This window comes from Pseudomonas sp. MT92 (genome assembly GCF_058792515.1).
The window spans coordinates 47,588-69,138 of the sequence record NZ_JBXAFA010000023.1 but is presented as its reverse complement, the minus strand read 5'-3'; the positions used below and the strand labels follow the sequence as shown (position 1 = coordinate 69,138).

16 protein-coding genes and 1 pseudogene are annotated in these 21,551 nt (G+C 51.7%); 6 read left to right on the top strand and 11 right to left on the bottom strand.

Translation table 11 applies throughout. The features are described from left to right. Positions 1–227 precede the first annotated feature (227 nt). From AC1Q6D_RS30485 to AC1Q6D_RS30465, 5 genes are all read right to left on the bottom strand, one after another. Complete coding sequence (locus AC1Q6D_RS30485) at positions 228–1,553, bottom strand: OprD family porin (protein ID WP_047535421.1); 1,326 nt, start codon at positions 1,551–1,553, stop codon at positions 228–230. A gap of 221 nt (positions 1,554–1,774) precedes the next feature. After that, positions 1,775–2,107 carry a DUF2790 domain-containing protein gene (locus tag AC1Q6D_RS30480; RefSeq protein WP_047535426.1) on the bottom strand — a complete coding sequence of 111 codons (333 nt, stop codon included), beginning with the start codon at positions 2,105–2,107 and terminating at the stop codon, positions 1,775–1,777. A 318-nt stretch (positions 2,108–2,425) separates the two neighbouring features. Then, positions 2,426–3,688: a hypothetical protein gene (locus AC1Q6D_RS30475; protein WP_047535428.1), complete on the bottom strand. Its 1,263-nt coding sequence runs from the start codon at positions 3,686–3,688 to the stop codon at positions 2,426–2,428. 2 nt (positions 3,689–3,690) lie between these two features. Further along, positions 3,691–4,824 (bottom strand): nucleoid-associated protein, encoded by a 1,134-nt coding sequence (locus AC1Q6D_RS30470; RefSeq protein ID WP_047535429.1) that lies wholly within the window; start codon positions 4,822–4,824, stop codon positions 3,691–3,693. Positions 4,825–5,108: 284 nt separating this feature from the next. Next, positions 5,109–5,360 (bottom strand): BPSL0761 family protein, encoded by a 252-nt coding sequence (locus tag AC1Q6D_RS30465; RefSeq protein ID WP_371850908.1) that lies wholly within the window; start codon positions 5,358–5,360, stop codon positions 5,109–5,111. A 520-nt stretch (positions 5,361–5,880) separates the two neighbouring features. On the opposite strand from AC1Q6D_RS30465, the pseudogene AC1Q6D_RS30460 reads away from it, so the two are divergent. Further along, positions 5,881–6,212, top strand: a pseudogene (locus AC1Q6D_RS30460) (hypothetical protein); the annotation flags it as partial. Positions 6,213–6,242: 30 nt separating this feature from the next. Here the strand turns inward: AC1Q6D_RS30460 and AC1Q6D_RS30455 are convergent. After that, a complete protein-coding gene (locus AC1Q6D_RS30455; protein WP_047535433.1) occupies positions 6,243–6,569 on the bottom strand; it encodes a hypothetical protein in 327 nt (108 codons plus the stop codon). Positions 6,570–7,500: 931 nt separating this feature from the next. Between AC1Q6D_RS30455 and AC1Q6D_RS30450 the strand changes: the two genes are divergently transcribed. Beyond that, positions 7,501–8,826, top strand: coding sequence for an OprD family porin (locus AC1Q6D_RS30450; RefSeq protein WP_047535435.1), 1,326 nt, complete (start codon positions 7,501–7,503; stop codon positions 8,824–8,826). Between the two features lie 374 nt (positions 8,827–9,200). Here AC1Q6D_RS30450 and AC1Q6D_RS30445 read toward each other — a convergent pair whose 3' ends face one another. From AC1Q6D_RS30445 to AC1Q6D_RS30425, 5 genes are all read right to left on the bottom strand, one after another. Continuing rightward, positions 9,201–9,533 (bottom strand): DUF2790 domain-containing protein, encoded by a 333-nt coding sequence (locus AC1Q6D_RS30445; protein ID WP_047535437.1) that lies wholly within the window; start codon positions 9,531–9,533, stop codon positions 9,201–9,203. A gap of 145 nt (positions 9,534–9,678) precedes the next feature. Then, a complete protein-coding gene (locus AC1Q6D_RS30440) occupies positions 9,679–9,876 on the bottom strand; it encodes a co-regulatory protein PtrA N-terminal domain-containing protein (RefSeq protein ID WP_047535439.1) in 198 nt (65 codons plus the stop codon). Between the two features lie 142 nt (positions 9,877–10,018). Next, positions 10,019–13,186, bottom strand: a complete 3,168-nt coding sequence (locus tag AC1Q6D_RS30435) for a CusA/CzcA family heavy metal efflux RND transporter (protein WP_047535441.1) — start codon at positions 13,184–13,186, stop codon at positions 10,019–10,021. Between the two features lie 26 nt (positions 13,187–13,212). Further along, on the bottom strand, positions 13,213–14,436 hold the full coding sequence (locus AC1Q6D_RS30430) for an efflux RND transporter periplasmic adaptor subunit (protein WP_047535443.1): 1,224 nt from the start codon (positions 14,434–14,436) through the stop codon (positions 13,213–13,215). A gap of 88 nt (positions 14,437–14,524) precedes the next feature. Further along, positions 14,525–15,811 (bottom strand): TolC family protein, encoded by a 1,287-nt coding sequence (locus AC1Q6D_RS30425; RefSeq protein WP_146041516.1) that lies wholly within the window; start codon positions 15,809–15,811, stop codon positions 14,525–14,527. A gap of 365 nt (positions 15,812–16,176) precedes the next feature. On the opposite strand from AC1Q6D_RS30425, the gene AC1Q6D_RS30420 reads away from it, so the two are divergent. The 4 genes from AC1Q6D_RS30420 (at position 16,177) to AC1Q6D_RS30405 (ending at position 20,840) form a co-directional block, all read left to right on the top strand. Beyond that, complete coding sequence (locus tag AC1Q6D_RS30420) at positions 16,177–16,851, top strand: heavy metal response regulator transcription factor (RefSeq protein ID WP_045061360.1); 675 nt, start codon at positions 16,177–16,179, stop codon at positions 16,849–16,851. Beyond that, positions 16,848–18,278, top strand: coding sequence for a heavy metal sensor histidine kinase (locus tag AC1Q6D_RS30415; RefSeq protein WP_047535446.1), 1,431 nt, complete (start codon positions 16,848–16,850; stop codon positions 18,276–18,278). Before AC1Q6D_RS30420 ends, AC1Q6D_RS30415 begins: the two co-directional genes overlap by 4 nt. A 478-nt stretch (positions 18,279–18,756) precedes the next feature. Beyond that, positions 18,757–19,431 carry a heavy metal response regulator transcription factor gene (locus AC1Q6D_RS30410; RefSeq protein ID WP_047535449.1) on the top strand — a complete coding sequence of 225 codons (675 nt, stop codon included), beginning with the start codon at positions 18,757–18,759 and terminating at the stop codon, positions 19,429–19,431. Beyond that, complete coding sequence (locus tag AC1Q6D_RS30405; RefSeq protein ID WP_047535452.1) at positions 19,428–20,840, top strand: heavy metal sensor histidine kinase; 1,413 nt, start codon at positions 19,428–19,430, stop codon at positions 20,838–20,840. Before AC1Q6D_RS30410 ends, AC1Q6D_RS30405 begins: the two co-directional genes overlap by 4 nt. Positions 20,841–21,551 lie beyond the last annotated feature (711 nt).

Below are 21,551 nucleotides of genomic sequence, written 5' to 3'. Positions count from 1 at the left end.
GCCGAGGGAGTTCAGGCGCTTGGCGGCAGCATCAATTTAACAGGGAGTTGGTGTCCGGTTTTGTAGGGGCAAGTCCAGGTACTGACAACAGAACGTCCTGCCATTATGTCAATCCACATAAAAAAAGGCGCCACTAGGGCGCCTAAGCCGCCTCCCAAACCAAAGGAGAAACAAGGAGACGGGGTGTACCTGGTAGTCGAACAATTGGTGCCGCAGGTTAGCGCTCGTTAAAGCAGTTGCAGTGGGTACTCGACAATCAGTCGGACCTCATCCAAATCAGATTCGAAATCGGTAGCACGCGTGGTTGCTTGGCGAACACGCAGAGACATGTCCTTCAGAGAGCCTGACTGGATGATGTACTTAGCCTCAATGTCTCGCTCCCAACGCTTTTGGTCTTGCAATGGCGCTCCATCTGCCCCGCGACGCATGTACACGCGGTTCGCGTTGGAATAATCAGCGTCCCACCCCTTCGCGTAGCGAGTCATGAAGCTAAGGCCCGGAATGCCGAAAGCTTGCATATCAAGGTCGTAGCGTAGCTGCAAGGATTGCTCTTTCGGTGAGTTGAAGTCGCTGTACTGGATGGAGTTATCCAGAAAAATCGAGTCCGATTGGCGTAGGTAATCGAAATCGTCATTGCCGTTGCTGCGTTGATAGCCAACGGTCACCGTATGGACGCCGAACTTGACCCCGGCTTTTCCGCTCCAGATATTGTTATCAAAGCTGTCTAGGAGTTTTTTACCCTCGTCGACCGCGCGGTAGTAATTAAATCCACCGATCAACGCGACGTTGTCTGAGAGCGGGTAACTAAGCGAAGTGCCAGCGTAATACTGATTCCAAACGTCCTTGAATTGACTGGCGTAAAGACTCACACCAACGAACTCATTGACGGTGTAATCCCCCCCTAGGTAAGCAATCCACGGAGCATCAACAGCACCGGCATAGAAAGTCGAAAAGCCGTCACGCATGCTGCTGGAGTTGGGTTGGCTCATCGCATGCAGCCGGCCGCCCTGAATGGTCAGGTCTTTAATGCTGGTATTGGTGAACGTTGCTCCCCGGAAACTCTCTGGCAGCAGTCGAGAATCGCCATATGCCACGACAGGCGTGGATGGAAATACGTCTCCTACTTTGACCACCGTATCCATAAAGCGAGCCTTCGCAGCTCCGCCTACTTTTGAGTAAGAGTCTTCAGGTTGGCCTTTGCTGTTATAGGGCATGACATCCACTGAGCTTCGAGCCCCCGAGCGCCCATCACCCGAATCAAGTTTGAGTCCTACCATTGCAAATGCATCAATGCCGAACCCGACGGTGCCTTCGGTGAAGCCAGACTCAAAGCGCCCGATAATCCCATGAGCCCATTCTTCAGCGTAGCCATTGCCTGTGGGACTTGACTGGCCCTTTCGATAGTCACGATTGAAGTAGAGATTACGATTGAGAAGACTAAGGGTGCTCCCTTCAATGAACCCCTCAGTTTTTTGCTCAACGGCCACTGCAACTTGCCCCATGCTCATGCCAAGGGCAATGAGAGAAAGACCATAAAAGCTTTTATTGTTCATTTAACACTCCAGGCTTTAGCTTGGCAGAGTTTCTTTATGAAATATTTTTATCATTATAAAAAAGCCACCGGCACGTAGAGATTCCCTCTAGGTGCCGGCAGACATAATTTCATACAAAAGATAACTCCAGCGTGACCTGAAAATTACTTATACGTCAGCGACCAGTAAGCATGCTTAAAAAGCATAATTGAATGATCTGACGTAGGCATGACGCTTAAGGGCTAGCTTCCATGTGGGCAGTTGGTACCCATAACCTTGTACTCCACGGTGTTGAGCTTCCCAGCCGAGTCTTCATAGGTCATACGCGAAGGCGCAACACTACAGGATTTGTTGGCTTGCGTGACACTGACAACCTTCTGAATATCGAGGTTCATACCATACTCATAATGAACAACTTCAGGGATGGCCTTACCATTTTTTAAGGCATATTGCTCCATCGCCTGTTGGTTTTCTTGCATCATCCGGCCGTAAACGCGGTCACCGCCGCCTTCAGCCATTGCCAATGAAGACAAGGTTAAAATAGAAACGGCGAAAAGTGCTTTTAATGCTTTCATGATTTTCTCCTAGAGCTCACTTACTTCTGACTAGAGGATAACCAATGAAGCCTTTCAGAAAGCTGCCGCGGATATTACATATGTGTAAGGTGTCCCGTGTACTCGTGAGTTCGACTCTTAGAAATTTAATTTTTTGGCGGGTACTCTGAATGCGTCATACGAGCATCAGAAATTAGCTCGAGTTCTACATGGAGTATCTATGAGCCTTTTATTGAAAAATACATATCCCCCATATCACGGAGAGCTGCTTGGCACACTCCAGTAGCATGAGTCGTTTGCGCACAGCTAGATTAGGCAGCGAACGTGTTACAAATGCCATTACGGGCTGAGAAAGTTCGGGGCTACGTTGAGCGCGGAAAACACGATCGACAGGATGGTCATCAACAGCCATACGAAACCATCCCAGTATTTTATCGCGGCCAGCAGCAAGGCCCCGACGATTGGCAGCAAGGACAGCCCCTTCAGCAAGCGAAAGGTCCTGGTGAGCGTTCGGCCCTGCTTGTCGACCTGGTCAATGGTGATCCTGAGCAAGCCCTGAAGTTTTGGGGGATAGGTTTTTATCTTGTCCTTAAAATCATCGAAGATGACATTGAAACTGTGTAACAAGCGCTCTGTTTGCAGCATTTGATTGTGCAGGATCGCAAGCAGAACCACAGAGACGACTGCCAGCCCAAGGACAAGAATAAAACCTTCGAATTTTGAGGTTGTTTTCTCCAGCACGACCAGACCCGCTAGCGATATCGGCAGGGCAAGCATCTTGCCCGCGATGTCACCCAGTACCCCACTAAGCTTAGTGCCATAGTCGATTTCAGCCTGGGCCACCTCGCGCCGGGCCCGCTCAAACGAGAAGCTATAGACGTAGGTTTGCAGATTCGCACGGTACGTGGCGAGGATCTCCCGCCACTCCCGCACGATCACCAAGAATAGATTCGGCTCGCTCTCAAACTTCTCGATGACGCTCGCCACCGCCATCCGAATCATCAATTTTCGTTCGGAGAGGTGCGCCTTGTTTTCGTTTTTTCGATTGAGTATTTCTTCCAACAAGCTCAGGTGGTTGAGCTCATAGTCAAGAACCTTGACGTCAACCTGGGTAGGCAACAGAAAAGTTCTCGGAGGCTTAGCCCCATCAGGAGGCAAGGCAAAAAACAGGTTATAACCATCTAGACTGCTGTCTTTGTCGACACCGATCGCTAGCAGTGCAAGCAGCTCGATCAGCCGGCAAACGCGCCTGAGCGTCTTAATCGCCGAAGGTTCGGTGTCATCACTATCCGCCCAACTGAGCTCAACAATGTACACGTTGCTCGGAAATTGGCCCTTGCCCAATGAGCCATTGCGAGCGACAAACTCGCCTAAGTTCGCGTAGAACCGGCCCGACTCGTTCGATGGCAAGCGAAACTCAATATCGAGAGAGTCAGCTTTTTCAGAGCAATGCTCGAACTTGCCATAAGCTGCGGGCAGGTCATCACACATTCGCAACGCACCGATAATGTCGGGCGTTGGCCTCCCCTCATAGCGGATGACCCCATCCTCAATGGTGGGCGCTCCGAGGGCACGGTAGAGAGCTACCACATTGGAAAACATTCTTAGCCAGCCCTAGCCAGCAATTCTTTCTCGATCACACCAACCAGTTCGGCAGTCAGATTGGACAGGGTCAACTTCTTCCGTCCCTCATCATAGTAAACGTCTGCGGCCGGATCCTTACCTAACGCTCCACGCTCGAATTGCAACGACCAGTTAGCAGCGTCCCCCTTGATACGGGTCTTCTCTTTCAGCGATTTCGCATTGACCGTAAAGTCGTCCGGCACCTTATGTTTCTCACTATTCAAATAGTCTTTCAGACCAACGATTTCATCCACTAAGTCAGCGGGTACGTGTGCGACCGCGACGTGGCAGATGGCGTCCAGGCGCGCGGACTTGCCTGCGGCCAACTGTTCCTCCAGATATTTGATCACCGCCTCTTTGGCCTTATAACCAAAGCTTTTTAACGCTTTGTTGTCGCGAAAAAACCGGGCAACGTTATCAATTGCATTTTTTGTAGCGCGTCCGGAGGCAACTCCTTTCGCACAACCCAGTGCAGAAATGAAATAGTCAGATGCCTGACTATCACGGCCGCGGCTGATGAAGCACAGGTAGGTTGAATCCACTTCATCCTCTGCGTCATCCTCATCCTGCTCAGGCGCAGCAGCGGCCGCAGCAGCCATAGCCTTTATGGCCACGAAGCTAGCCAAGTTGATCCTGGCGGCCTGCTGAACCTTGTTGAGATCGACCTCTTGAATTTCCTTCGGCACATAGTTTTCGTCCAGCTGAATACCACCGCGCTCCTTCATGCTGGCGACCAGGAAAAAGTCGGTTGCGCCCGAGGTGTACTGGGCGCAAAGGATGTGTCCACCAGTCGACAAGACTTGATTACCGGCTTGCTCCACCAGTTGGTCCATTGCCAAGTGGGTCAAGTCGATAAATTGCGCTTTATCATCTTGTACTTCTACGAACGCGGTGAAGCGCTCTGGAAACGGCCCCTGACGGTCATCATTGGCAAACTGTCCATAGACCACGCTGTTGCCTTCTTTGCCAATGAGGCCGTGGATGCCATTGACTAGAAAATGTAACGCAGGATTTTCAGTATCGAGCGCCACATCCTTCTTGACCACCTCGGAGATAAAGCTGGTCTTGGCCAGCTTCTTGAAGCTGTGAATAATGGCAGTTTTCAGTGTGATCATTGGTCGAATTCCGTTCCGATAGTATCAATATAGAATCACTGAAAATAACACTTTACCCAACAAACTTCAGGGCTTATCTCGGCACGTGACACCGCCTAAGGGCTTCAACACTTAGGCAATGAGTAAGACCACAAGAACCCATTAACTGTACATGCATACAGCATGATAATCTATGCCGTTCATCAGCACGAGGGTCGGAGCGTTGAAGCGCGGACAGCACCATCTCGGATTGCCACAAACCATGGTCTCTATCATAGACTCAGTCTGAGAGAGTTTTTCCAGCCTTATCCGTCAGTGCTGGAGCTCAACTGGGGAGTGTGGACCACTATCGCGAACTCTCGTGTTGGATCGCTCGGATCCTTTGTTTGAAGCAACTCTTCAAAGGAGCCGATCCCAAAGATCACCCATGGTTCTGGGTAATGTCGCAGGAGGCGTTTTGCCTGCTGACGAACAGATTCTGGGAGGGTCTTATCTCTGGACAGCTCACGCAAGAACTCGCCTGTTTGGACAATACTCCGGGTACGCTCGCAGGGCATGGTCATGTGTCGCCACTCCGCTAGATTTTTCACTTAACCTTAGAGAGCCCACCACCATCGCCTAAAGCTCTGTGGGTGCGAGCCATTCGTTTGAATTGTAGCAAGCACGCCGCTCGGCTCCTCTGAAGTAAACAGGCCCCCATAGGGCCTGGTTCTCGGGGACGATTGCTGATACGTCGCCAACGCCATGTCTTGGTAAGCACCGGGAAAATACGGGGATGGTTGAGTCGGACGAAGCCCAAAACATTGAACGTCGATGAATGCCACATTACGCACCAGTGACTCTCAGTACAGGCTCTGCGCGACGCCCAGGTCTGTTCGTACCCTTCGACCGGGTCCCATCAACCGCCATCGATAGATAGCTGGGGGAAGCTCGGGTACTTTTCTGGCGGTGCATCATTTCAGTGAGTCGTGTAGGCTTTTCTCATCTATTTTGTGAGGTCTAATCGATGGCCCCACAAAATAAATGATTTTTCGTGATTGTTTGTTGGGGCTCGGAATCATCTATTTTGGGAGCCGACAGCTAGCTCCGGTCATCCCTGTGTAGATCGGCTTTATGCTACTGGCACCTCTGATAGGCGCTTTGGCTTCGAAAGCTTCCAAACTGCCGTCGACAGCTGCCAGAGCGGTCACCTTCAGCTCATCGACCCGTAACTCTTTGGTGGTTCTCCCGCTGGCTCTGGCATTGAAGAAATTCGAGGGCTTGCTGCCGCTGCGGTGATAACCCAGACGTTGATTGCGTTGATCTACATCCGCGCAATACCGGCACTCGTCTGGCGGAAAAAATCGCAGGCGGTGTCAGTGACCTCACAGGTTTGCAACTCAACTCAAGATGGACCAGCTGCGCGCTGATCACAATTTACTTAACCACGCACAAGTAATTCAGATTGGTTTGACCGATATTACGTCGAAATACCGAAATTTCTTTTTTTTAGCTTCATTTTTGGCGTCTTGTTCGGCAACAAGCGTGCTCAAGGTATTCGCATCATAGATAAACACTTCTACATCGCCTTCAAACTCCCTCGTAACGTGTAGGGTAACCCGAAGCTTCGGAGAGAGAGATTTAGCAAAGGATCTCGGCTTTGGGCTAGGCTCAGCTTTTGAGACGACCTCCGGCTCAGGCTTTTCCGTAGAAAGCTGTGGATCCGATTGGTTTGATGAGCCAAACAGGGCCAGGCGCATTTGTTCCTCACTCAGTTCTGCCATCATTTGGAATTCTCTCGTTGCTTAAGAATGGGACATTCTACACAAGGCTTCGCGATTTCAGTCCGATCGACCAGGAACGAACGCCTCCTTTGGCATGGTGATCAATACATAATCGTCTGCGGTACGACGATACTGCTTTGGAGTCCCGGAGGGTCGACCTGACTTGCCAATGTGTATCGATGATCGCACGTCCGTTATCGTTGATAACGGCTGCCGGCCCGAGTTAATGATGCATGGAGGTCAAGAAAAAAATTACAACCAAAAGAATGAGACAAACTGAGACGGCCAAAACAATGACTCTTTCATCCATGGGGGAACTCCTAAAATATTTCTGAAAATCTGACCCCGCACGCAAAAATGTCTCACGGATCTTCAGACTTGAGCGGCTTCGTGACTAGCCACGCCACCCAAATTTAGCACCCACCGGCGAGGTGGGGATGATTTGTGATCTTGCCGGGACCCCGTCCCCGACAGAGTTCGCATCTGCGCCTCCTATTCCAAGGCAATGGATGTTAGGTAACACCATCTGCGCCAACAATCCTTATTCCAGCTTGCTCGCTCATTCAAATTAAATACCTACGATCCTGGGGGATCGACACGCTCCATTGAGGCTGCACATCAAGAACATTCTGGCAGTAGCGTTTGTGCAACATGCTGCGTGTGAATGCGATGTTTTGCGCTGCGGGTCATGAAGCGCTCATGGAAACGAACGTAGCAAACAAGAGCTACGCATTGGCTGGCGGATCGCACGCAAGCCAATTTTATAAAGAGAGCAGATAAACATTACAAAATTGTAATTTTACAATCATGTCCCCGTTATCTCCAGATTGCAACGATACAGCTCGGCGACGATACGGGAGGCGCAACCTGCTTCCCGTAAACAATAATTCCAGCCGAAGAGCTTTCTAGTTCTGCCGAACCTAAGGAGTGATGGATGAATAACAACACAAAATTTTCGATGGCCGCGTTGGCAATCGTTGTCAGTTCTGGCCCTTCCGTGGTATTTGCGGAGGAGAAGGCCGAAGGGTTTATAGAAGGCAGCAGCCTTACGGTTCTTAACCGAAACTACTACTTCAATCGTGATCACCGCAACGGTCAGTCGAGCGCGACAGGCAACGGGTATTCCGAAGCGTGGGCACACGCAATCATCAGTAAATTCGAGTCCGGTTTTACTCAGGGCACCGTGGGTGTCGGTGTTGACGCGTTCGCCATGATCGGATTGAAACTCGACACGGGTGACGGCCGTAATGGTGGCCGTAGTTCGTTCGACGTACTCCCTGTCAATAGCGACGGAGAGGCGCGGGACGAATACACCAAAGTAGGTGGTGCGGCTAAAGTTCGTGCTTTTGACACCGTAGTGAAAGTCGGTGATGTATTTCCGGCCAACCCTGTTGTCGCTGCTGGTGATTCGAGACTTCTGCCGGAAAGCTTCCGTGGTGTGACGGCGACCAATACTAGCATTGAAGGTTTGACAGTTCAGGCGGGTCGCCTTCACTCTATGAGTCAGCCGACTTCCAGTAATATGCGCGACAACTTCGCGACCTTCTATGCAGGGCCAGTCAACTCGCCGTGGGTCGGCTACTTTGGCGGTGACTATAACCTAAACAAGAACGTAATCGTCAGCCTCTATTCCAGCCGCCTCAAAGACGCTTGGAATCAATACTATGCTGGCACGGGGTTAAATTACGCATTGACGGATGAGCTTTCCGTATTCGGTGGGGTGAACTACTACAAGGCCGTCGACGAAGGAAAAAAACTTTTAGGTGAGTTCGATAACAATATCTGGAGTGCTAAAGTCGGCGTGAAGTATGGTGCCCACTCGGTTGCACTGTCTCACCAACGAAATAATGGTAATGACGACTTCGACTATCTGCGTCAATCTGATTCAATTTTTCTTGATAACTCAATCCAGTACAGCGACTTCAACTCGCCGAAAGAGCGCTCCTGGATGGCTCGCTATGACCTCGACATGACCACGTATGGCGTGCCAGGGTTGTCGTTTATGACACGTTACGGCCGTGGCACCGACGCCGATTACTCGAACGCTAACGCGACGTACATGCGACGCGATGCCGACGGAAATCCGCTGACCGATCAGAAACGCTGGGAACGCGACATCGAGGCAAAATACGTCGTTCAGACAGGTACTTTGAAAGACATGTCTTTCCGCCTGCGGCAGGCGACCATTCGCTCAACCGCATTTGAGTCGGATCTGGATGAAGTCCGTGTGATTGTTGAGTATCCACTGGCTATTCTGTGACATTGAGCGGGATGACTCGCTCTCGGAGCATCCCGCTATTTGAAAGTTACAAAAATGTCATTTTTCAATCATCTTCACGTTAGGTTACGTTTTTTATACTTATCGTGAGTTAATAGAATTCTAGCTAGCGCATCTAGCTTGGATTCTATAGATGAGTAACTAGTCTGCGAAAGTCTGAACTCAATGCTGTTCAGTTGTAATATCCGCTCACCTTTGGAAGCTCCTTTGCTCCTTTGGAAAAGGTGAATTTTTAAGACGTCCTCCGGGACGTCTTTTTTTGGCCTGTCAAAACTTGAGCAAATAAAAAACGCCCGACACCTTTGAATAACGAGGTGGATCGCGCGTTAATGATTCTTCTGATAGCAACGCAGCTATTAGCCGCCTCGTTTACGGCAGTCTCCAGCGACCGTGTAAGTGATCGTATTTAGCTGTCCTTCGGAATCTTCATAGGTCATTGCAGCAGGCACCACTGCGCAGACTTTCGCTGGCCTCACCACACTTATCACCTTTACAACATCCACCTTCATCCCGTACTCGTATTCTTTCGCCACCGGAGCGCTCTTTCCCTGGCTAATTGCATACTGTTCCATCGCTTTGGCATTAGCCGTCATCATTTTTTCAAAGGCCTTGTCTCCTCCCCCTTCCGCCAGTACGAGAGAGGAAAACGCCAGAGCTCCAGCGAAAGTAATAATGTTCATGAACTTCATATCTTGCACCTCATATATTAACTGTTACAAGGATATCAATTCGAACATTGCGACGGCGTGGCGCCTAAATTACGAATGTGTAATAAAGCCGTCCAAAAAAAAACCGCGACCGGAAACCGGAAGCGGTTTTTTATACACAGTACTACTACATTTCACGTGTCTCATCTTTAGCATCACTTGATACCACGGGGTCACTCTTTCCTTCTTTAGCTACGTATTTCTCCATTGCCACGTCTCTTGCGGCCATCATTTTTTCGAAGGTTCTGTCCCCACCGCCTTCGGCCAAAGCAACTGAAGAAAGGATTAAAGCACCCGCAAAAGCGCAGATTTGAGCAATTTTCATACTGACACCTCATATAGTTAACGCTATTAGGGTATCAATTCGAACCTATCAACACGGTGGCGCCAAGATTACAGATTCGTTATGTAACTTGCGTAAAAAAGCCCACTATCGAATCTCGATAGTGGGCTTGAAAACCAAAGAACTATATGGCTGCTATTTTGTCGTCTTCGGCTTCATCCTCATCTCGACGGTGCGCCCAGTGATAAAGCGCAGGCAATATCAGTAGGGTCAATGCAGTTGAGGATAGGATGCCCCCGATCACCACGGTAGCCAGTGGTCTCTGGACCTCTGCCCCCGTTCCGGTGGCCAGCGCCATCGGGATAAAGCCCAGGGAGGCCACCAAAGCGGTCATCAACACTGGGCGCAACCGTGTCAAAGCCCCTTCATTGATCGCAGAGCTCAACGAATGTCCTTCCTCCCGAAGATTGCGGATGAACGCAATCATCACCAGACCATTCAGCACCGCCACGCCTGACAACGCGATGAAACCAACACCTGCCGAGATCGACAGCGGGATGTCTCGGAGCCATAAAGCCATGACTCCGCCCGTCAGAGCGAATGGAATACCGGTGAACACCAATAGGCCATCCTTGAGGTTGTTGAACATCATGAACAAGAGTGCGAACACCATGAGCAGGGCCACCGGGACGACAATCTGTAGTCGCTTGGCAGCGGATTGGAGCTGCTCGAATTGTCCACCCCAGGTGGTCCAATAACCGACCGGGATCTGCACCTCTTTATCAATGGCCTTACTGGCCTCCTGTACAAATGAGCCGATATCCCGTCCACGTACGTTGGCGCTGACGATCACCAGACGCTTGCCGTTTTCACGGCTGACCTGGTTTGGTCCCAGCACCAGATCGAGGCTCGCCACTTCTGAAAGAGCAATGAACCCGATCTGATCGGCATTGCTGTTAAGCAGCGCCGGCACCGGGATTAGCAGTGTGGACAATCCCTCGAGATCCTTACGCATGGCATCGGATAAACGCACCACCATGTCGAAGCGGCGGTCTCCTTCATACATCGTACCGGCTTGACGGCCACCGACCGCCACTCCAATGGTGTCTTGTACGTCGCCTACGTTCAGACCGTAACGGGCGGCTTTATCACGGTCGATGTTGATGGTCAGTACCGGCAGCCCCGACGTTTGCTCGACCTTGACCTCGGAGGCGCCATTGATTTTCTGCATGGACGCGGCAATTTTTGCAGCGGTGCTGTTAAGCACCGCCATGTCATCACCGAAGACCTTCACTGCCACATCACTGCGCACGCCTGAAATCAGCTCGTTAAAACGCAGTTGAATAGGCTGAGAAAGCTCATAGTTGCTTCCGGGCATCGCGGCTGTAGCTTTTTGGATATCGGCTATCAACGCCTCCCTGGATTTATTCGGATCAGGCCATTGATTCTTCGGCTTGAGCATCACATAGCTGTCAGAGATGTTTGGTGGCATTGGATCGGAGGCAATTTCTGCTGTACCAGTACGAGCAAACATCCGCTTGACCTCAGGTACCTTTGCCAACACAAGGTTTTCAAGACGTTGCTGCATTTCTACCGATTGCGTCAGGCTGGTACCTGGGACACGCAATGCTTGCAACGCGAAATCCCCTTCACTGAGACTCGGCACAAACTCGCTGCCCATTCGACTAGCGACCACACCGCACACCGCGATAATGCCTAGTGCTATGGCGAATGCCAGTGATCGATGGCCCATGACCCATTCTAGCGCCGGGGCATACACCCGACGGGCGCCACGCATGATGATGTTCTCTTCTTCCTTGACCTTGCCGGTGACGAACATCGCAATCGCCGCCGGGACAAAGGTCACCGACAACAGCATCGCGCCGAGCAAGGCGATCACTACGGTAAACGCCATTGGGTGAAACATTTTTCCTTCGACGCCGGTGAGGGCAAAAATCGGCAGGTACACGACCATGATGATCAGCTGGCCGAAAATCAACGGTCGGCGTGCTTCCTTGGCCGCCGCGAACACTTCGTGAAAGCGTTCGGAGCGGGTGAGGATGCGTCCGTGGTGTTGCTGCGCATGGGCTAGACGTCGGATGGCGTTTTCGACAATCACCACCGCGCCATCAACGATGATGCCGAAGTCCAGAGCTCCGAGGCTCATCAGGTTCGCGCTGACCTTGTTAGTGAACATCCCGGTGAATGTGAATAGCATCGCGAGCGGGATCACCATGGCAGTGATCAGCGCGGCGCGAATGTTGCCGAGGAACAGGAACAGAATCGCGATTACCAGGATCGCACCTTCAATCAAGTTCTTCTTAACGGTGGCGATCGCCTTGTCCACCAAATTAGTACGGTCATAGACGGTGACTGCCACCACCCCTTTTGGCAGTGAGCGATTGATTTGCTCAAGCTTGCTGGCAACTGCCTGGGCTACGGTGCGGCTGTTCTCACCGATCAGCATGAACACTGTGCCGAGCACCACTTCACGACCGTTTTCGGTCGCGGCCCCCGTCCGCAACTCACGGCCGATGTCCACGGTTGCGACGTTCTTGACGCGGATGGGCGTGCCGTCGACGTTGGCCATGACGATATTGGCGATATCGTCGGTGGTCGCTACTTGGCCGGGTGCGCGAATTAGTAACTGTTCGCCACTGTGTTCGATGTATCCGGCACCTACGTTGGCATTGTTGCGCTCCAGCGCTGTAACAAGGTCAGTCAGCGTAAGCTTGTAAGCCGCCAAGCGTTTTGGATCGGGCGCAATCTGGTACTCCTTGGCGAACCCGCCAATGGTATTGATTTCTGCGACCCCGGGAACATTGCGCAACTGAGGTTTGATGATCCAGTCTTGGATCACCCTCAGGTCGGTCGGCGTATAGGGACTGCCGTCCTCCTTGACTGCACCTTCTTCAGCCTCGACCGTCCACAGGAAAATTTCACCCAGGCCGGTTGAGATCGGCCCCATGACGGCTTCCACGCCCTCGGGCAGTTGCTCCTTGGCGACCTGCAACCGTTCGTTGACCAATTGCCGGGCGAAGAACAGGTCAGTGCCTTCCTTGAAGATCACTGTGACTTGCGACAACCCCGAGCGTGACAGCGAGCGAGTTTGTTCTAGAGCCGGCAAACCAGCCATTGCAGTTTCGATGGGAAACGTGATGCGCTGCTCGGTCTCCAGTGGTGAAAAACCTGCGGCACCCGTGTTGATTTGCACTTGGACATTGGTGATATCGGGAACAGCATCGATCGGCAGCTTCTGGTAGCTGGCTATACCGAGGCCGGCCATGAGGAGAACCGCGAGCAGCACGATGATGCGCTGCTCGATGGCAAATTGGATCAGGCGTTCGAACATGAGAACCTTCTCGTGGAAGTGGCGGATCAGTGGGCGTGTTCAGCCGAGGCTTTACCCAGTTCTGATTTCAGAATGAAACTGCCGGCAGCGGCGACTTGAACACCGGGTTCCAGGCCCTCCGTGATCTCGACCAGACCCGCCGAACGGCCGCCTGTCTCCACTGGCTGAGCCTTAAACCCGTCGTCCGTTCGAACGAAAACAGTTTGCTTGTCCTCGACGGTCTGGATAGCCGCTTCGGGTACAGCAACTTTTGTTTGCCGAGTATCAGTGTCAACCTGCACGGTCACGAATAGCCCGGGACGCCATGCACCTTGTGGATTGGCCAAGGTCACGCGGACCGTGGCAGTACGGGTTTGCTCACCCAACAAACTGCCGACATAGGCCACGGTTCCAGTGACTTCGGCATTCAGTTCCGGCGCACTGACCGTGACCGACTTGCCCACCAGTACCTTGTTCAAATCCTTTGGTGAGACACCAAAGGTCACCCATACACGCGACAAGTCGGAAAGGGTGAAGGCATTAGTGGTTTCGCTGACAACCTCACCGAGGCCCAAGTGTTTCTCAACCACTACGCCGTCGAACGGCGCACGCAATTCATATCGGTTACCCCCGCTGGCCACCGAGCTGCCACTGAGTACGCTGATTTTTTGTCGAGCATTGCTGAGGGCAATTTCGGCTTCTTGCAAAGCCTGGCGGGCTTGCAGGAAATCCTGTTCGGCAGAGATTTTGTCCTGCCATAACTGTCGCTCACGCTCGTAGGTAGTACGGGCCAACTCAAGACGACGTTGCGCCGCGGCTTGTTCACTACGTTGATCAGAAATTTGTTGGCTGGCGATCACGGCCAGCAACTGGCCTTTTTTCACCGGCTGACCAAGATTGACATGGACCGACTCAACGACACCGGGTACGCGGGGCACCACATGCGCAGTGCGGTCTTCATCAAAACGGATTTCTCCAGGAAAGGGCAATGAAAGGCTAATGCTCTGCGCCTTGGCTTCGACCAACTGGATGCCGGCTGAACTGATCTGCTCCTGGCTCAGTGTCAAGTGACCCTCTTCCGCTTCGCCTTCCGCGTGGTCGCCCTCAGCCGACTTTCCGCCCGTAGTTTCATCGCTGTGATCGTCATGGCCTTTGCCCTCCTGAGCCTGAGCTTCGGCTGAGGGCAGCGATGGGCTGCTCATCCACAATGAGCCGATGCCTATACCCACCGTCAAGGTCAGTACAGTGACGAGGATTAGTTTTTTATCCATGGAGACTCCCTGCGCAGCCCAGTCGGCAGTCACGGATTACCGTGGTATTGCGATGCTGAGCAGCGGTAAAAAAAGCGTTATATGAAATTCACGGGGTTCGAGTGAGAAGGGCGACATCACCGAAAATTCGCTCGATGCGCACCCAGGCGTCTGTCGCCTCGGCGATGGCCTGGATGTATTGCGTTCGGGCGCTGATCAAAGTGCGCTGAGCATCGAGCACGTCGAGGAAGTTAAACTTGCCCATTTCGAAACCTCGGGTAGCGGTGTCGACGGCACTTTGCGCGGCAGGCAGGATGGTTTGATTGAACGACGCGACTTCAGTGTTAGCCGTCATCCACTGATCAAGGGTGGTCTGGATTTCTGTGCGCAGTCGTAACTCACTGGCGTTACGAAGGTCACGGGCTTGATCGGTACGGCGGGCGGCGGCCAGTACGTTGCCCTGATTACGGTTAAACAATGGGATGGGCATAGACAACCCCACGACATTCACCCGCTCGCGCTCACGCTCGTCGTATTGGCTCCCGATACTCACGGTGAGGTCTGGAATTCGCTGAGCCTTCTCCAGGCCAAGGGAGGCTTCCCGCTGATCTATTTGCAGTTTTGCCAATCGCAGCTCCGCGGTTTCACCTATGCGATTAAGCAGCAGTGACGAATCCGGCACGGTTGGCATCGACCGGCTTGGATCACCCACAGATACGAATGCAGGCAAAGGCGCGCCCATGACCTGAGCGAGTCGCTGGTAGGCACTGGCCTCATCCCGCTCAGCCCGCCTCAGTTCCAGGCGCACCTCTGATAGCTGAACCTCTGCGCGTGTACCTTCAACGGGTGAGGATTTACCGCTCTTGATGCGACCTTGAGCTACACGCAAACCGCGCTCGGCGAGTTCAAGTGATTGACGTGATAACAGCAGCCTTTGCTGAGCCGTTGAGGAGCTATAAAACGCCTGAATGACATCGGCACGCAGAACATTGCGTTTGCGTTCCAATTCAATCCCGGCCGCGTCCTGAGCTCGACTGGCCACCTCGATCCTAGCCCCGCGCTTACCGCCAAGCTCGATCGGCTGGTTGATCATCACCGTCGTAGTGCGTGAGTTTCGCCGAGTATCTTCAGCCTCCCAGGAAACCTCAGGGTTAGGGATCAACCCTGCCTGCTGTCGCTCTCCCTGAGCAATACCAGTCTCCCATTGAGCGGCCGCCAGATCAGGGTTATTGGCAAAAGCAGTTTCAAGCGCCTGATCCACTGTGAGCATTTGAGCGGTCGCCGCAAACAAAGGACTAGTCAAAAGTGCGAGGATCGAAATTAGACCTGCTCTTAGCATGGTTTTATGCGTGATTGGGTGAGCAACAAACTTTCTACACCTAAGTAATTCCATCATTCCTTAAAACCTTTAAAACAAAAAGAATTTCCCATGAGGCAAATGTAATTCTCCGCACCTATCAACAAGGTGACTGAAAAATTACAAATACGTTATCCAGCGGAAAAACTTCAATTAATGCATTAGGATGAACTCAATAGGTGCTCGCACCAAGCAACAACCCGAAACAAAAAAAGGGATCCAGACCTAGTACTTTAGGAGGGCAAGGAAACATGACGGACCTTGCAAAGCTTTAGAAGACCATATTGCCAAGCAAATTAAAGATATAGCCAGAGTCGAAACGTTTATACAGATTAATAAAACCCTTGAATCAAGTTCTACGAACATTCAACCATTTCGATACATTTACCAGAGGGTGAAATTCTATGCGAATCCTTGTGATAGAGGACGAGCTAAAAACTGCTGAGTACTTACATCAAGGCCTGACCGAAAGTGGTTATATTGTAGACTGCGCATCGACCGGGGCTGATGGACTTCATCTAGCACGTCAGCAAGCTTATGATCTGGTAATACTAGACGTAAATCTTCCTGAGATTGATGGATGGGACGTTCTTGAAAATATTCGGCAGACTAGTAGTACTCGGGTAATGATGCTGACTGCACGAGGGCGTCTGGCAGACAAAATCAAAGGATTGGATCTGGGAGCCGATGATTATCTGGTCAAGCCATTTGAATTCCCTGAGTTGCTTGCAAGAGTACGGACGTTAATGCGCCGCAGCGAACATATTCCAGTTCCAGAGGTGTTAAAAGTCGCTGATCTTGAACTTGATCAAGGCAGACATCGAGCATTCCGCGGAAAACAACGCATAGATTTGACGACAAAGGAGTTCGCGCTGCTCCATTTGTTGATGCGTCAATCAGGAGAGGTGTTATCCCGCACTCAAATAATTTCTTTAGTTTGGGATATGAACTTTGACTGCGACACCAATGTTGTAGAAGTTTCGATACGAAGATTGAGGGCTAAAATAGATGATCCATTTGAAACAAAATTAATCCATACCCTCCGCGGCGTAGGCTATGTACTGGAGGCGCGAAAATGAAACCGGTCAGCCTATCGATGCGACTGGGGTTGACAGTTAGCATAATGGGAGCAGTACTAGTAGTGCTTTTAGCGATACTAGCTTTTTTAGCGCTTACTCACGAGCTTGATTCACGTGCAAAAAACAGCTTAGAAAAGAAAATGAGTCAGATTGAGCACAGTCTGCTGATGGATATCAGTACCCGTGACATGCGTTTAAAACCACACGTGCTATTAGATCAAGTACTGGGGCATGACAACCTTAACCTGACTATCTTTGATGATGATAATGTGAGTGAACCTCTCCTGAGTTTTGGCGCGGATATACCTGAATTATCTACAAATCAAGCCGGAACAGCCGCCAGTAATAAGCTATCGTACTATTCCCCAGCCGAAGAGTCCGGTATCCACATCCTCACCGCCTCTAAACTCATGAAATTAAAGGATGGTGAGTTCGTATCGGTCTTACTGTCTGTTGATCGCTCGAATGATGAAACGCTATTGAGCGCCTACCTGAGTTCGACCATCGTAGCGGTTCCACTGCTGCTAATTCTGATTGGTATCAGCGCCTGGGCGATTGTGCAGCGCGGCTTATCCCCCCTCCGGGAATTCCGTAAAGTGGCGGCCATGGTGTCGGCCCAGGATTTAAGTCATCGACTCTCCGTTGTCAATATGCCCCAAGAGCTCAGTGAGCTTGCTCACGGTATAAACTTCATGCTGCACCGTCTTGACGGCGGAATTCAACAACTATCGCAATTTTCTGATGATTTGGCGCATGAGTTGCGGTCACCGATTACGAACCTTATGGGGAAAGCTCAGGTAACTCTTTCTCGAGAACGCCCGGCAAAAGAGTACAAGGCTGTTCTAGAGTCATGCACAGAGGAACTAGGACGAGTTACCAGAATTGTTTCAGACATGCTGTTCTTAGCCCAAGTTAGTCATCCGGCCGCACTCGTACCGTTTGAAGGTATTTTACTAGAGGACGAGGCGCTAAAAGTCATCGATCTTTTTTCTCTATCGGCTGAGGAAAAGAGCGTTGTTATAACTGTCAGCGGTTGGGGCAAAGTTCTAGGTGACCGACTCATGATTCAGCGAGCAATTTCCAATCTTTTATCAAATGCTATTCGTCACTGCCCTGCAGGGCAGTCCATTGCTATAGTGATTGAAACGCAAACTGAAAAAGTCTCCCTATCAATAAGTAATCCAGGGGTAGGAATTGATCACCAGCACTTGCTCCATATTTTCGATCGTTTCTATCGTGTGGATAACAGTCGCTCACGAGCGGAAGGTGGTACTGGATTAGGGTTGGCCATTGTCCGATCCATCATGAGCCTCCATCAGGGAACGGCAGATGTCCAGAGTATGCCGGGCCATCCGACAGCCTTTCGACTTACATTTCCAAAATATAATGCACAAAGCAACCTAAAAGCCCAAATTTCAGGGGAGTGATTTTAGTAAAGCTGTAACTAAAACCACGACAAACAATACTCTAAGACCGCGAGTCCGAAAATCCATAGAGCATAGATAGCGCGGGTACTTACAAATCGCAAAGCGAGATCATCTCCCCTTGGTACATCCTGCCAGCCTCCCCAAAAAATGCGTGCAGCATTAAATTGACTATCTGCGCCGTAACACTTCGAAACAATTCCCCATAGATATCAGCCGAGCGGAGCTTGGCTTCAGGCTGAAATAAATGTACGAGAGTCGCGAATTAACATGCCTGCGACATATAGTCGCAAATACTTTGTCGTAAAACGCCCTCCTCCTGTTGACCCTGTAGCAGCTTCAGGCTTGATACTGACCACTTGAGCAATGCGCGGTTTTGAGATTTTTATGATCGAATAGTTCTACATCATTTCTTAGTCGAGCACTTAAATAAACTTCGAAATTTTATTATTCAATTCATATTACATAGGGCAGCACTACCATGCGAATGCTTGTAGTTGAGGATGAGCTTAAAACTGCCGAATACCTGCATCAGGGTTTGACTGAAAGCGGCTATATAGTAGACCGGGCGGCGAATGGTACGGATGGACTTCACCTTGCGCGTCAACAGACCTACGATTTGGTAATACTTGACGTCGATCTACCACAACTTGATGGCTGGGGTGTACTTGAGCGCCTGCGCCAAAGCAGTAACACCCGGGTCATGATGCTGACCGCTCGCGGGCGCCTGGCGGACAAGATCCGCGGCCTCGACCTGGGTGCCGATGACTATCTGGTCAAGCCATTCGAATTTCCGGAACTGTTGGCCCGGGTACGAACTTTAATGCGTCGCAGCGAACACGTTTCCGTCCCGGAGGTCTTGAAAGTCGCCGACCTGGAACTCGACCAGGGCCGCCATCGGGCCTTCCGGGGCGAGCAGCGCATCGACCTGACGACCAAGGAGTTTGCTCTGCTGCACCTTTTGATGCGCCAGTCGGGTGAGGTGCTTTCCCGCACTCAGATCATTTCATTGGTCTGGGACATGAACTTCGACTGCGACACCAATGTGGTCGAGGTTTCAATCCGCCGCCTGAGGGCCAAGATTGATGATCCTTTTGACAAGAAGCTAATCCATACCCTGCGCGGCGTTGGCTATGTACTGGAGGCCCGGGAATGAAGTCGGCAAGCCTGTCAATGCGGCTGGGTTTGGCGGTGAGTATCATGGGTGCATTGTTGGTGTTATTTCTGGCGGTTCTTGCGTTCCTCGCGCTAACGCATGAGTTAGATAAACTGTCAAAAGACAACCTGAGCGAGAAAATGCGGCAAATCGAGCACAGTCTTTCGCTGTATGAAAAACCTGTCGACATCAACATTAAACCGCACGTATTGCTGGATCAGGTGATGGGGCATGACCACCTCAACCTTACCATTTATGACCTGATAAATATGAGGACGCCGCTCTTGAAGTCAGGCTTTGGCTTGACGGACCCCAGGGTGGAGTTGAAGGCGGCAGGGTCTGCCACCGACAAGGTGTCGTACTCCCGAAGCACCGATGATCAGGGCCGGCACTTCCTGACTGCATCCAGACTGATCCGCTTGCCGAACGGTACGAATGTCGCCGTATTGCTGTCGCTTGATTGCGCCAACGATGAAGCGCTGCTCAGCACATATCTAAGCTCGACGATCATGGCCTTGCCGTTGCTGCTGCTACTTATCGGCCTCAGTACCTGGGCAGTGGTAAAACGGGGGCTCGCGCCGCTGCGGGAGTTTCGCAAGGTGGCCGCCATGATCTCTGCTCAGGACCTCAGCCATCGACTCTCGGTGGTCAAGATGCCGCAGGAGCTCAGCGAACTGGCCCATGGCATCAACTTCATGCTGCACCGACTCGACAGCGATGTTCAGCAGTTGTCGCAGTTCTCCGATGACTTGGCCCACGAACTACGAGCGCCCATTTCCAACCTGATGGGCAAAGCCCAGGTGACGTTGTCCCGGGAGAGGCCGGCCGAAGAGTACAAAGCGGTGTTGGAGTCCTCCACCGAAGAGCTTGGGCGCGTGGCCCGGATTGTCTCGGACATGCTTTTCCTGGCACAAGTCAGTCATCCCGCTGCGCTGGTCCCGTTTGAGACCATTGCGCTTGAGGATGAAGCCTTGAAGGTCATCAATCTGTTTTCACTGTCGGCGGAAGATAAACAGATCAGCGTGAGCGTTACTGGCAGGGGGTCGACCATTGGTGATCGGTTGATGATTCAGCGGGCAATTTCCAACCTGATGTCCAACGCAATCCGCCATTGCCCAGTAGGCCAAGCCATCACAATCACCATCGAAGTCCATGCCACAGACGTCTCGCTACATGTAGCCAACCCAGGCGCAGGTATTGAACCTCAACACCTACCGCACTTATTCGATCGCTTTTATCGAGTTGACACTCATCATTCGCGCGCTGAAGGAAGTACCGGGCTTGGTTTAGCCATTGTGAAATCGATCATGAGTTTGCATCAGGGCGTCGCAGAAGTTAATAGCTCCCCGGGCAAGATCACGACCTTCAAGCTCGGTTTTCCAAACATCCATGGACAAACCAGCTGGTGACACCAACCAAAGAAAAAAACAGCCCCTATCACATCAGCCGGTCATTCGCGCGTGTTACGACACACACCCATAATCGCGGCGCAGGGCATAGAAACTCTGCGCCAATAACTGCGGTGTGATGTGGTGCAGCAATGCCGTGAACTGCATGCCCTTGTTCCTTCGGGCTGCTTCACCTACACCGTCAAGTCCCATCGACGCGCAGCTGATCCGGCTCATTGTCCGGGGCGCGGGAGGCCTGTTGGTGTTTCCCTTGGCTACGTCCCTTTCCTCCACTATCTCCGCAGGGCCAGGCCCTTTGTTCGATGGCTTCTCAGGTACTACGGACGTATCCGACTTCTCAGCGACGTGAACAGCAGGGGTACGGCTTTTGGCCTTTCCTGCTCCGCCCGGTGCTTGCGCACTGGACGCAGCTGAGATCTCCCAGTTTCTGTGCGGAGGACTTCCCGACGTGCACAGGGTCTCCGACCGCGCGGGATCAGAGCATGACTGGCGTATAACGCCATGCTCCGTGTTGCCTTCTGCTTCGCTTAACAGCATCGGCATCCCGAACTCCTGATTACGCGGCTCAATGGCTGGCCCATCGGTTACCCCTGTCAACGCTTCACCCTGCATCTCACGGTGCAACATGCATGACTCGGGGTCCGGTTGATTCGCCATTTCTTACCAGTATCGAACTTTCATCGACTATCCTCCGCCAGCTTTAACTGGCGC

What these genes read in the sequence shown, in the direction of transcription:
- AC1Q6D_RS30415 (WP_047535446.1), top strand. Translation starts at nt 16,848, where the DNA reads ATGAAACCGGTCAGCCTATCGATGCGACTGGGGTTGACAGTTAGCATA.
- AC1Q6D_RS30455 (WP_047535433.1), bottom strand. Translation starts at nt 6,569, where the DNA reads ATGATGGCAGAACTGAGTGAGGAACAAATGCGCCTGGCCCTGTTTGGC.
- AC1Q6D_RS30430 (WP_047535443.1), bottom strand. Translation starts at nt 14,436, where the DNA reads ATGGATAAAAAACTAATCCTCGTCACTGTACTGACCTTGACGGTGGGT.
- AC1Q6D_RS30405 (WP_047535452.1), top strand. Translation starts at nt 19,428, where the DNA reads ATGAAGTCGGCAAGCCTGTCAATGCGGCTGGGTTTGGCGGTGAGTATC.
- AC1Q6D_RS30480 (WP_047535426.1), bottom strand. Translation starts at nt 2,107, where the DNA reads ATGAAAGCATTAAAAGCACTTTTCGCCGTTTCTATTTTAACCTTGTCT.
- AC1Q6D_RS30485 (WP_047535421.1), bottom strand. Translation starts at nt 1,553, where the DNA reads ATGAACAATAAAAGCTTTTATGGTCTTTCTCTCATTGCCCTTGGCATG.
- AC1Q6D_RS30425 (WP_146041516.1), bottom strand. Translation starts at nt 15,811, where the DNA reads ATGATGGAATTACTTAGGTGTAGAAAGTTTGTTGCTCACCCAATCACG.
- AC1Q6D_RS30445 (WP_047535437.1), bottom strand. Translation starts at nt 9,533, where the DNA reads ATGAAGTTCATGAACATTATTACTTTCGCTGGAGCTCTGGCGTTTTCC.
- AC1Q6D_RS30475 (WP_047535428.1), bottom strand. Translation starts at nt 3,688, where the DNA reads ATGTTTTCCAATGTGGTAGCTCTCTACCGTGCCCTCGGAGCGCCCACC.
- AC1Q6D_RS30435 (WP_047535441.1), bottom strand. Translation starts at nt 13,186, where the DNA reads ATGTTCGAACGCCTGATCCAATTTGCCATCGAGCAGCGCATCATCGTG.
- AC1Q6D_RS30410 (WP_047535449.1), top strand. Translation starts at nt 18,757, where the DNA reads ATGCGAATGCTTGTAGTTGAGGATGAGCTTAAAACTGCCGAATACCTG.
- AC1Q6D_RS30470 (WP_047535429.1), bottom strand. Translation starts at nt 4,824, where the DNA reads ATGATCACACTGAAAACTGCCATTATTCACAGCTTCAAGAAGCTGGCC.
- AC1Q6D_RS30440 (WP_047535439.1), bottom strand. Translation starts at nt 9,876, where the DNA reads ATGAAAATTGCTCAAATCTGCGCTTTTGCGGGTGCTTTAATCCTTTCT.
- AC1Q6D_RS30450 (WP_047535435.1), top strand. Translation starts at nt 7,501, where the DNA reads ATGAATAACAACACAAAATTTTCGATGGCCGCGTTGGCAATCGTTGTC.
- AC1Q6D_RS30465 (WP_371850908.1), bottom strand. Translation starts at nt 5,360, where the DNA reads ATGCCCTGCGAGCGTACCCGGAGTATTGTCCAAACAGGCGAGTTCTTG.
- AC1Q6D_RS30420 (WP_045061360.1), top strand. Translation starts at nt 16,177, where the DNA reads ATGCGAATCCTTGTGATAGAGGACGAGCTAAAAACTGCTGAGTACTTA.